Source organism: Mycoplasma razini, from assembly GCF_048076865.1.
Lineage (GTDB): Bacteria > Bacillota_I > Bacilli_A > Mycoplasmatales > Metamycoplasmataceae > Mycoplasmopsis.
Genome location: NZ_CP182212.1, coordinates 673,430 through 685,707, shown reverse-complemented (window position 1 = coordinate 685,707; position 12,278 = coordinate 673,430). Strand labels below are relative to the sequence as shown.

Annotated in this window: 11 protein-coding genes; 9 read left to right on the top strand and 2 right to left on the bottom strand. The window is 28.5% G+C overall.

Features of this window, described 5'->3' with window-relative positions:
* Positions 1-8 precede the first annotated feature (8 nt).
* The 6 genes from rlmB (at position 9) to ACM0L0_RS02650 (ending at position 4,764) form a co-directional block, all read left to right on the top strand.
* Positions 9-800, top strand: a complete 792-nt coding sequence (rlmB, locus tag ACM0L0_RS02675) for a 23S rRNA (guanosine(2251)-2'-O)-methyltransferase RlmB (protein ID WP_416738441.1) — start codon at positions 9-11, stop codon at positions 798-800.
* A gap of 399 nt (positions 801-1,199) precedes the next feature.
* Positions 1,200-1,985 (top strand): hypothetical protein, encoded by a 786-nt coding sequence (locus ACM0L0_RS02670; RefSeq protein ID WP_416738440.1) that lies wholly within the window; start codon positions 1,200-1,202, stop codon positions 1,983-1,985.
* Between the two features lie 55 nt (positions 1,986-2,040).
* On the top strand, positions 2,041-2,475 hold the full coding sequence (locus ACM0L0_RS02665) for a hypothetical protein (RefSeq protein ID WP_416738439.1): 435 nt from the start codon (positions 2,041-2,043) through the stop codon (positions 2,473-2,475).
* 37 nt (positions 2,476-2,512) lie between these two features.
* Positions 2,513-3,199, top strand: coding sequence for a (d)CMP kinase (gene cmk, locus ACM0L0_RS02660; RefSeq protein ID WP_416738438.1), 687 nt, complete (start codon positions 2,513-2,515; stop codon positions 3,197-3,199).
* Positions 3,192-4,502 (top strand): ribosome biogenesis GTPase Der, encoded by a 1,311-nt coding sequence (gene der, locus ACM0L0_RS02655; protein WP_416738437.1) that lies wholly within the window; start codon positions 3,192-3,194, stop codon positions 4,500-4,502. The genes cmk and der overlap by 8 nt, the downstream gene beginning before the upstream one ends.
* Before the next feature lie 106 nt (positions 4,503-4,608).
* A complete protein-coding gene (locus ACM0L0_RS02650) occupies positions 4,609-4,764 on the top strand; it encodes a hypothetical protein (RefSeq protein WP_416738436.1) in 156 nt (51 codons plus the stop codon).
* Between the two features lie 227 nt (positions 4,765-4,991).
* Here ACM0L0_RS02650 and ACM0L0_RS02645 read toward each other — a convergent pair whose 3' ends face one another.
* The gene (locus tag ACM0L0_RS02645; protein WP_416738435.1) at positions 4,992-5,804 is read right to left on the bottom strand and encodes a TIGR00282 family metallophosphoesterase; all 813 of its coding nucleotides are present in this window, start codon (positions 5,802-5,804) and stop codon (positions 4,992-4,994) included.
* Positions 5,805-5,902: 98 nt separating this feature from the next.
* Positions 5,903-8,503, bottom strand: a complete 2,601-nt coding sequence (locus ACM0L0_RS02640) for a DNA topoisomerase IV subunit A (protein ID WP_416738434.1) — start codon at positions 8,501-8,503, stop codon at positions 5,903-5,905.
* A 611-nt stretch (positions 8,504-9,114) separates the two neighbouring features.
* Here ACM0L0_RS02640 and dnaX point away from each other — a divergent pair.
* From dnaX to ACM0L0_RS02625, 3 genes are read left to right on the top strand one after another with little or no spacing between them, the layout of a single operon-like run.
* Complete coding sequence (dnaX, locus tag ACM0L0_RS02635; RefSeq protein ID WP_416738433.1) at positions 9,115-11,367, top strand: DNA polymerase III subunit gamma/tau; 2,253 nt, start codon at positions 9,115-9,117, stop codon at positions 11,365-11,367.
* 22 nt (positions 11,368-11,389) lie between these two features.
* Positions 11,390-11,674, top strand: coding sequence for a YbaB/EbfC family nucleoid-associated protein (locus ACM0L0_RS02630; protein WP_416738432.1), 285 nt, complete (start codon positions 11,390-11,392; stop codon positions 11,672-11,674).
* Between the two features lie 10 nt (positions 11,675-11,684).
* Positions 11,685-12,269, top strand: a complete 585-nt coding sequence (locus tag ACM0L0_RS02625) for a toprim domain-containing protein (RefSeq protein ID WP_416738431.1) — start codon at positions 11,685-11,687, stop codon at positions 12,267-12,269.
* Positions 12,270-12,278 lie beyond the last annotated feature (9 nt).

The window sequence follows — 12,278 nt, the reverse complement described above, 5'->3', positions numbered from 1 at the left end:
GGAATAAAATGAGAAAAGAATTTAATAAAAAATCAAGACCTTTTAATAAAGAACGTCTTGATAACAAAAAACCTATTGAAAAAGGATCTAAAACAAATAATGAAACCTTAATTTGAGGTAAAAATTCTGTTATGGATGCTTTAAATAGCAATCTTAATATTTCAAAAATTTATGTAAACGAAAACTTTAATAATTTTCAAGTTGAAAAACGTAATTTAGCAATTGAATTTGTTTCAAAAGAAGTTTTAGATCAAATGTCTAATTATGCAAATCACCAAGGTTATATAGTAGCAATTAAAAGTGTCAATTATTCAGATGTTGACCAATTAATAAAAAGAAAGCCAAATATCATTTTAGCCTTAGATCATATTGTTGATCCTCAAAATTTAGGTGCAATAATTAGAACTGCTAATGCTGCTGGTATTAAAGATATCTTACTTCCTAAAGACAATGCAGCCGAAGTAAACTCAACTGCATTAAAAGTTTCTTCAGGTGGATTTGTTGGAATGAACTTTTATAAAGTTAATTCATTAAGTGCAGTTTTAACTAAACTTAAAAATAATTCATATTGAGTATATAGCACAACATTACAAGATGGCTCAATTGATTACAGCACTATTTCTTATCCTGAATATACTATTATAGTTATGGGGAATGAAGGTACTGGAGTAAGTAAAAGCGTTTTATCTGTTACGGATCAATTTATTCACATTAATCAATTTGGTACAGTACAATCATTAAATGTATCAGTTGCAACTGGAATTGTACTATTTGGTTATTTAAATTCAAAAAATAAATAAAAAAACACCTACCTTATATAAGGCAGGCTTTTTAAACTCAAATACACTATGTCGATACAAATGGACGGGAAGTATCTTGGATATTATCAAATAATGTATAATAGACATATATGTGTGCAAATGATTTATATCTTTAATATTGTTTATATTAAAGAACATTTCTAAAGGCAAATATTTATTTTGTTAAATATTTGTGAGATAACTTATTTGTTATCTCATTAATATTCTACCATACAACAGACAACAATATTATTTTTTTTAAATTTCCACATTTTTTTGTTTAGTTCCATTTTTTAGAGCTAAATGAGAAAAAAATGTGGAAATTTTTGAAAAATATTTATTTTTTTATTCAGAAAAAATAAATATTTGTTTAATTAGCCAATTTAGTACAATAAAAATATGACAATGAATTTACTTTATATAATAGCAATTATTTTAACTGTTTTACTATTTTATGTGGCTTTTAAAATGTATGGTTATTTCAATTTTATTAAAGCAGGATTTAATATAAATTGAATTCGCCAACAAACTTTTTGAAAATTAGGCTTTAGTAGTGCTTACTTTATAATATTAATTCTTATCTTTATTTTATATGCAACTGGAACTATTCAAATAAAAGTTTGAAATGATAAAGCTTACACTTTACAACTTTTTGATGTACTAGGAGTTTTTGCTCTAATTAGCTATTTTGCATTTGCCTTTTATTTTGTAGCTATCTTATTATCTGCTTTTATTTTATTTAGTAAGAAACCAAGAATTTCAATTACTTGAGAAGATGTGATGAATTTGAATGTTGAATCATTCAATTTAAATATAGATAATACTTATATTAAAAATAGAAGTAGTTATACTATGTTTAAAGATTACATCACAAATTCAATGATGTTTAAAAAATATCCAAAAATATACGCTTCAAAAGTGATTTACTATGCATTAATGTATATATATTCATCTCCAGTTTATGAAAATGCATTTAAAAAACAAGTTGATCTAAATTTAAATCAAAATGAAACAGAAAATGAATTTGATCGCTTGCTAGTAAGTGAACGTCCAATTGCTGAATTATTTAAGGATAATAAGGAATATATCACTTATGTAATTAAGACAGCATACCAAAAAGTTAACAGTTTTTACCCACTTGATGAAAACAGTTTTAAGAACGCAGTAATTAAGGCTTTTAAATAGCCTTTTTTCTTTATTTTTCTCACCTTTTTATAAATTAATATAGTAAAATAAAGCTATGGGTAAAATAGGTTATAAAACAAAACAATCTGCCCAAGAAATCCCCTCATTTCAAAGGTTAAAATATTTAGCCATTCAAGAAGATAAGCAACTTGAAAAAGAAGCGAAATGAATTAATAAGTTTTTTGGATCGGATTTAGTCGAAATAAAACATTTTAACGTCCAAGCTTGTCAAGAATGATGTGATGAGCAATCTTTTATAACCAATAGCAAACCAATAAAACACGTAGAAGAAGAATTAAATAAAATTGAAGTTGAATACTTGAAATTAACAGACTGCTTCATAAATAAATATCCTTTCTATCAAAGTAGTGAAAGAAATAAAATAATTTATGAATTAATAAATTCTCAGCCAAGTAACTCTCAAGTAGGCAGCTTAGAAGCAAAAAGCACAAATACTACTCGAGTTAAGGTGAATAAGCTCGAAATCTAATTTTGTGCATTTTTATTTATTTATTGTAGGAGAAGAAATGAAAGTTAATATTGCAATTGATGGGCCAAGTGGAGCTGGAAAATCTACTATTTCTAAGGAATTAGCAAAACGTTTAGGTTATACATTTATCAACAGTGGAAGTGCATATCGTGCAGTAGCATATAACGCTAATAAGCAAGGAATAGAATCTCATGATACCGAAAAAATAATTCAATCATTAGAACCTGGAATGATTGAATTAAAACCAAATGATGTGACTTTGCTTAGAGGAGTTGACATTTCTCATGATATTAGAGCAGACTATATTTCAAAAATAACACCAACTGTAGCTAAAATTCCTCAAGTTAGAGAATTTGTTGTAGATTTTATTCAACATATGACACTAAAGAGTAAAGGTTATATTATTGATGGTAGAGATACTACTTTCAAAATTATGCCACATGCTGAAGTAAAAATTTTCTTATGAGCTAGTGAAGAAGAACGTGCAAGACGTAGACTGGAACAAAACCAAGCTTTAGGCTACAATACTGATTTCCAAGAAGTGTTATATGAAGTGAAATTAAGAGATGCCCAAGACATGAATAGAGCAATCGACCCTCTTCATAAAACACCAGATGCAATTTATGTTGATTGTACAGAAATGACTTTAGATGAAGTTTTAGATCATATCCTACAAATTATTGATAATAAAATAAAAACCCTACAAGGAGGTAATAATGCGTAATACAGTAGCTATTATAGGAAAGCCAAATGTTGGAAAGAGTACTTTTTTCAATAAACTAATTGGAAGAAAAGTTTCAATCGTTCATGATGAACCCGGAGTTACACGTGATCGTCTTTATGAAAAAATTCATTGAGCAGGAAAAGAATTAAAAATTATTGACACTGGTGGAATTGAAATCGAAAATCGACCTTTCCAAGAGCAAATTCAAATCCAAGCTAAAATTGCTATCGAAGAAGCTGATGTTATTATCTTCTTATTTGATGGAACTAGTGAAATCACAAATGATGATTTATTTATTATGAACATTTTACGTAAAAGTCATAAACCTATTATTGCAGTAGCAAATAAACTTGAAGATAATCAACAATTTGACTACAGCTGATATAAGTTAGGTGTTGAACACATTTTTCCAGTTTCTGCTTTACATGGTGAAGGAATTGGGGATGTACTTAATAGATGCATTGAAGATTTAGACTTTAGCGAAGAAGAAGATGTTGAGACCTTTAATCTAGCTATTATTGGAAAACCAAATGCTGGAAAAAGTTCACTTCTTAACAACTTAGCTAAAGAAGAACGTTCAATTGTTTCTCCAATTGCTGGAACTACAAGAGATTCAGTTAAATCATTAGTTGAAATTGATGGGAAAGTTTATAATGTCATTGATACAGCCGGAATTACTAAAAAATCTAAATTAGTTGAATCTGTTGATCATTATGCTTTAATGAGAGCAATGAATTCATTGGCAGAAGCTGACTTATCATTAATTGTTATTGATGCTACTCAAGAAGAAGTTTCACACTTTGATTCAAGAATTATTGGTTATGCTTTAGAAAATGAAAAACCTATTATTGTAGTTATTAATAAATGAGATCTTGTTGAAAAAGAAACTAACACAATGGCACAATATGAAAAGAAACTTAGAAATAAATTCCACTTTGTACCATGAGTGCCATTTGTGTTTATTTCAGCTAAATATAACCAACGCTTAAATAAATTATATGAAACAATCAATATGGTTAGAACAAATCTTGAAAGAGATATTAAACCATCAATGCTTTCAAACTTAATTATGGAAACTCAACTTATTCAACCTGCTGTTCCATTTAATGGTGGTAGATTAAATATATATTTCGCTCGTCAAGAAAGAGCTAAAATTCCTACATTTACTTTCTTTGTTAATAATAAAAAATACTTACACTTCTCATATCAACGTTACTTAGAAAACCAATTAAGAGCTACGTTTGATTTTAGGGGTTGTCCAATCAAGATGAACTTTAAAAATAAACAAAATGCTATGGAATAAGTTTTATAAGTAACTGAAATAATTATTAATTAAAATCTGGACTAATACAAGTCCAGATTTTTAATATTGAGTATATATGTTATTTCAAATCATCTTTTCTCTCGATATGACTATAAAGTTTAAAATTCAACTGACTAGTGGGAAGAAAAATAAGAAAATAAAAGAAGCCCATAATAACGATTTATTATCAGAACTAACATATGAAGTTAATGAGGCTGTAAAAACTAACATAAGAATAGTAACTATCAAAGTTGCTAAATAAATTGATCCAGAAAACACTCTGAAAATCGTGTCAATTAATCAGAAATTGGCAGTTTGCACAATTATTGAAATTGAAAATCCAGTGGTTATTAAAAAGAGTATTAGATGAATAATGGTAGCAGTTTTTAATTGTTGTAATTTTTTTAGTTTGTTCATAAATCCTCCATTTTGTAATATTATAACAACTTGAGTCTAAAAATAATAAAAAATCAGTCTAAGCTGATTTAATTAAACTGCAATATTTGAAATATTTAGTAAGCTAATTTTATTGCCATTTTCTTTATCTAGAGTAATGAATACACCATTGATTTGAGTGTTATTAGGACTGACCTTGAAACGTTCATGTGCGTTGTAACGCATTTTGTGGTAGACTTCATCAAAATTTGCTCCAATTGCACAATCCATTGGCCCAGTCATTCCAGCATCAGTCACATATGCAGTACCTTTAGGTAAAATACGAGCATCATTAGTTTGTACATGAGTATGTGTACCACAGATTGCGTCTACTTTTCCATCTAGGTATAAGGCAAAAACATTTTTTTCACTTGTGGTTTCAGCGTGGAAATCCACAAAGTGAAAATCAGTTTTTTGCTCAACTTCCAATAATTGATCCATAGCATCAAAGAAGTTATTAGCTTGAGCTTGTTTTCAAGGAGACATCAGTTCATTAAAAGTTATTCCCATAATTGAAGTAACTCTTAAAGTGTGCCCCTTTACCTCAAACACCTTGCTGCCTTGACCTGGATAATCCAAATCGATGTTGTATGGTCTAATAACATTACTGTTATCAATAAAGTTTTCAATATCGCTATTTGCTCAAACATGGTTTCCCATTGTAAAAGCATTAACCCCAGCAAGTGAAAGTCTATCGTAATCGTTTTTATCTAATCCTTTTCTACCAGTTACATTTTCACCTTGTGCAATAGTGAAATCAACTGAAAAATCTTTGATTAGGGTAGGTAGAAATTTTTCTACAGTTTTCACACCTGGTTCTCCAAAAATATCTCCTAAAAATAAGATATTAATTGATTGATTTTTCATATCGTTCTTATTATAACAGCATTATTTAAACTAGTAACAGAATTTCTCTTTTGTCTTAAAAATATAATAAAAACAGCAATTTGACTTGCTGTTAAATATTATTTATCTTTCTTTTTGTCTTCTTCTAGATGTTTATTAATTTTTTCCATTAAGGCATTTATTGTTGCAGTAGCTGATTCTTCTAAAATACGCACTTGTTCTAATGTCTTAGTTTCAGTTTGCACTCTTTCTTTTGAAAAGATCATTTCACCAGCTTTATAATCCTGGTCAAAATATTTTAAGTTAAAGGCAACTTTTTCAGGATTTGCTACATCAATATGGTAAATGCGAGGTGAATCAGTTGAAACTGCATATGATTTAACTTCATCAATAAAACTACGCTCTAAAACATCTCTAACTATTAAAGTAGTTTCATCATTATTGATTTCAGCAATTGTATCAATGGTAAATTTCTTAGTATCCTTAAAAACAGGCTTTCCTTTAATGTTTTTAGGAACATAAGGTAATTTATCAGCTTTTATTTTAACAATTTGGCCATTATTTGAAGCTAAAGCAAGTAGTCCATCACTTGGAATAGTGGTAAAAGCTTGCACTTTATCATTAAGTGAAAGATAAACTCCTTTATTTCCTTTTGCTTTTGGTCCATATTGAGCTAAATCTGTTTCGCTATATCTTGATACACAACCATTTTCAGTCACAATAACTACATCACGTGAGCCATTGCAAATAGTTGCATTAAGTAATTTATCTCCTTTTTCTAATGCAATAGCTGTATAAGAACGATTGATTCTTGAGACAGAAAAGTCTTGTAGCAAGGTCTTTTTGAAATATCCATTCTTTGTTCCTAGCGCTACATAAATTAAAGAATCTCAATTATTAATTTCAAAAACTGACACCACTTCGTCTGCAAGTAAGAAATCAGCAAAATTAGATAAGTGTAAACCTAAGTCTTTTCATTTAGATTCTTGAATCTTATATGCAGGAATAATCATATAGTTTCCTAAAGCTGTGAAGATTAATAAGTTATTAATTGAGTTAACTTTACCAAAGAAAATTAAATTGTCATCATCTTTTAAGTTATATGTTTCAAAGTTATTTGAATCGACAACTCTTTGTGAAAGACGCTTAATATAACCTCCACGTGAAAGACCAATATTAATCATTTCTTCTTTAATAAGATCTGTTTCATTATAACTAAAGTCAAATTCTTCTTCAACAATTTCAGTTTTTCTAGGTTTAGCAAAAAGTAATTTTAGCTGACTTAATTGATCTATAATAAAATCATTAAATTTACTTTCATCACTAAGTAATAGGTTTATACGTTTAATTTCAGATACTAATTCAGCCTTTTCTTTTAAGTAAGCTTCTTTATCTGTTTTACTTAATCTGTAAAGTCTTAATTCAGCAATTGCTGTTGCTTGGTTTTTAGTGAATCCGAAAAAGTTAATTAAGTTTTCAATTACTCCGGCTTTTGATCCTTCACTTTTACGAATAACTTCAATAACTTTGTCTGTAATTTCTGAAACTTTTATAAACCCTTCCACAAGTTCTAAACGTAATTTGTATTTTTCTAAATCATAAACTAAAGTTTTAGTTTTGATGTCTTTAACGTGCAAGATGTAATTATCAATTAATTGGATAATTCCAAGTGTGCGTGGAGAATTTTGCACAATGCAAGTATTATTGTATGAATATGTAACTTGTAAATCAGTTTTTTGGAATAAGTAAGTTAAAATACTTTTTTCACTAGCATTAGCATCTAAAGTAATTAAAATATTAATTCCTTCACGATCTGATTGATCTTTAATTTCTAAAATACCATCAACATCTTTATTGTTAATAATATTATCAATATCGTAAACTAATTTTGATTTAACTACACCATAGGGGATTTCGGTAATTTCAATATATTTATATTTGTCTTTTGAATAAATATTATATTTGGCAAATAATCTAATTTTATCTTTTTGATTTCTTCCAGTATCAAAAGCTTCTAAAATCCCTTTAGTCCCACGAATAATACCACCAGTTGGAAAGTCTGGACCCTTAATAAATCTAACAATATCATAGAAATTAGCATGTGGATTTAGAATGCGATAAATAGTTGCATCAATAATTTCGCCTAAATTATGTGGTGGCATATCTGTTGCCATCCCAATTGCTATCCCCATTGATCCATTAACTAATAAGTTTGGAAATATTGAAGGCAAGACAGTTGGTTCTACTTCTGAATCATCAAAGTTAGGGGCAAATTTAACAGTATCTTTTTTAATATCGCCAATAATAAATTCTGAAATCTTAGATAATCTTACTTCTGTATAACGCATAGCAGCAGCTGGATCGTTGTCAATTGAACCAACATTTCCATGCATATCTAAAAGTGGAAGATTCATTTTTCATCATTGAGACATATTAACCATAGCTTCATAGACTGATGAATCACCATGTGGGTGATATTTACCAATAACATCACCAACTACTCTGGCAGATTTTTTATATTGTTTATCACTAAAAAGACCTAATCCATACATTGCATATAAAATACGACGTTGTACAGGTTTTAAACCATCTCTAACATCAGGTAAGGCTCTTTGCTGAATAACATATTTTGAATATCTTCCGAAACGATCGGCCATAATCCGATCAAGTGTTTCATTAATAATTTTTTCAGTTACTAGTGCTTCTTTTTCTTTTTTCATTTTATCCCCCTATTTTAGTAGTTACCTTTTAATTATAATTTATTTTATTAACATAGTAATAATTAGATTACTATTTAAAAAATAATTTTGATTTTTGCATTGTTGATAAAAAAGAATAAAAAGCAACTAGCTTACATCAATATTTTTTTACCCTTTTTTGAATTCAAAATCTGAATTTTGAATTCAGCAAAACATGAATTATTTGTTACAATTTGATAAGAATCTTATTTTTTATTACTATTTAAGTTGCTTAATAAGTGCTAAAAATATTTTTAAAATTTCAACTTTTATAGTAAAATAAATTCATAATTATTAATAATTAAATGAAAAGGATTAACATGCGTAAAGTAGTTAGATTAAAAAACAAATTACGTGCTGAAGCTCGTGAAAGAAAATTAGCTAAAGAACAAAAGAAAGCTGCTAGAAAAGCTGCTGAAGCTGAAGCTAAATAATAAGTCCATTGGACTTTTTTTATTTATGTTTCATAAAATGTGGAAAATTACTTTTATCCCTATTATTTAGGAATAGAAGTAATTTTTAGAATAATTTTTATTTATTTATATTAGCAATTTTTTTATTTGTTTATAATATAAAACATAGTAAGGAGCAAAATGAGTTACAAGACGTTATATAGAAAATATAGACCTAATACTTTTGAACAAGTTGTCGGCCAAGAACACATCGTTAAAACGCTGCAAAACATTATTCTTTCTGGCAAAGTTGGACATGCTTATTTATTCTGTGGTCCAAAAGGAACTGGAAAAACATCTGTAGCTAAGATTTTTGCTAATGTATTAAACTGTTCGCATAATAATAACAGTGCAATTTCTTGTCAAAATTGCTTATCACATTTCAATGACAGTTTAGATATTATTGAAATGGATGCTGCTTCAAATAATGGAGTAGATGAAATTAGAGATCTTAAAGAAAAAATTGAACAAGCACCAATTAATAGCAAATACAAAATTTATATTATTGATGAGGTGCATATGTTGACCAAAAGTGCCTTTAATGCACTTTTAAAAACTCTTGAAGAACCTCCAGTTCATTCGATTTTTATTCTGGCAACAACTGATGTACAAAAAGTTCCATTAACAATCCGCTCAAGGGTTCAAGCATTTAATTTTAACAGAATGAGTGATAAGGACATCATTCAACACCTAGCTCATGTTTTAAATTTAGAAGGTGCACAATATGAACCAGAAGCTCTTCGCATTATAGCTCGTTTATCAAGTGGTGGGATGCGTGATGCATTATCAATTGCTGATCAAGCTGCTTCTTTTAATGGTGGAAATATCACAGCTGATAGTTTATATGCTAACTTTGGTATTTTATCTACAAGCGAAACTATAGGGTTAATGAACTTAATATTAAATGCTAATGCTTATGAATTAATCAAAAAACTCAATGAATTAGAACAAAAAGGGATTGATCCAAGCCAACTAGTTTTATCTTTATTAAATCTTAATAAAGAAAAGCTGTTATATTTAAAAACTAAATCTAGTGATTTATTAGCTATTTATACTACAGCTGAATTAGAACAAGTTGCAACTTCAATTCATAATTGTTTTATTTTGGCTGATACTTTCTATGATATGTTTGTTAAGGTTCAAAGAAGTCCTTTCCCATTTGAAATTATTGAATTAGGTTTATTAAAGGCTTTACAAGAATTTGAAACAGCTGTTGCTCCATCTGCAACTGTCCAAGTCGAAATTAAGAAACAAGTTGAACCTGAGCCAAAAGTACAAATCAAAGAAGAAATAATATTGCCTTCTGAAGAAACCGAAGAAGAACCTGAGGTATTTATTAATTTAACTCCAGAAATTGAAGAAGAACCTCAAATTCAAAAACCTTCTGAGCAAGAGCTAAATATTCAACATCATACTACAGAAAGTGTTTTAAATTTAGTTTCTGAAAACTTTAAATTTGATATTGGCCCAAGTGTTGACATTGATTTAGTTTCTTCTAATTTAGATGATAATTTAATTGAAAGTAATGCAAGTGATGAATTACAAAATGTAGTTGATCAAAAAGTTCATGACTTTTTAAATGCTCCAGTGCAAGATTCTTTCTTAGCAAATAAGCTAATCAAAGAAGACGATGATACTTATAATCAAATTGACTTGTCATTTTCAAATGCTATTGAGCAAAATAACAAAACTCAAGCAATGGTAAATGAAATGTTAAGTAAAACTCAAGAATTCTTGCTTAATAATAATGATCAAGAAGGGGACATTAAAGATGTCGATTCTGAAATAATTAATGATCAAATAAATACTGGAGAGAAAGAAAATCTTATTTCTACAAGAGAGATAGACATAAACAAAATTCAAGATTTCACTAGTTTAGAATATAATAAAGAAACACCAATCGCCAAGAAAATTCCATACGAGGAATTCTTGAAGAAACGTGGAATTGAAGAATATGTTAATGATGCAAGATGAATTCAAATGAATGCTGAACATAACTTGACATCTATATTTAAAAGTGCACTGTCAAATATAGATTCAGTCTTGCTATCTAAACCAGAATTTAAAGAACAAGTAGCTCTATTTAAGCAACTTGTAATAATGTTTGGTTCAGATCGTTTTATAGTAGTAACATCTAATGACCAGGCTGCATTAGACCAAGTCGCTAAAAAAGGTGATAGTCAATGGCTACAAAGCTTTATTACCTACCTTTTTGGTGAGCCATATAAATATATCTACCCCATTTCACATGCTCGTGTGCAAGAAATTAAACAATATATTAGTAGTCACAATAAAGATGATTTACCACCAATTGTCGAGCCAGAATTTCTTGAAGAAATAGTGGCTGAGAACAATGATGATTGATTTATCAATCGTGCCAACTTATTTAGATAAAAATTAGGAGTATCTTATGAACATGTCACCAGACTTTTTAAGAAGAATTAAAACAATGCAAAAAGAACTTGAAGCTAAACAAAAAGAGCTTGAAGAAAAAGAATTTACTATCGAAAAACAAGGAATTAAACTAGTAATGAAAGGTGATTACTCAATCGTATCACTTGAATTAGATGAATTATTAGTTGATCCTGAAGATAAAGAATTATTACAAGATTTACTTGTAGTTGCTTTTAACGAAGGAATTGATTTAATTAAAGAAGAAACTGAAAAACTAGCTCCAGCAATGCCAGGAATGCCTTTTTAGTTAGCTAATTATGTTTTATACTGATGATATAAATACATTTATAGCTAAGGCTAAAAAAATTCCAGGTATCAGCAAAAAACAAGCTGAGAAAATTGTGTACTGGATACTAGAGTCAGAACAAAATGATGTTTTTGAGTTAAGTAAATTAATTCAAGATATAAAAAATGGAACAAAATTCTGCCCAATTTGCAGTAGTTTAATGCAAGAGGATAATTGTTCAATCTGTCATGATCCAAATCGAAATAATTCTTTATTGGTGATTGAGAATTTACAAGCTATGCAAAAGATTGAAGATGCAGGATTTTACCACGGAAAATACTATATCTTGCCTTTCTTAATTGAGAAAGAAAAAGATGTTGTAAAGTACCAAAAAGAAATTAAAGAGTTTGTTAAATATGCAAGCTCTTTTGATGAAATTATTTTAGCGATTTCACCAACATTAAAGGGTGAAATAACTAATCAAATATTAAAAATTGAATTAAGCAAGGACAAATTAAATGTTACTAAATTAGCCATCGGATTACCACTTGGTGCTTCCCTTGATTATATGGATGAAATAACAATTAAATTTGCACTAAATAATAGACAAAAATAGAGGAGTTGC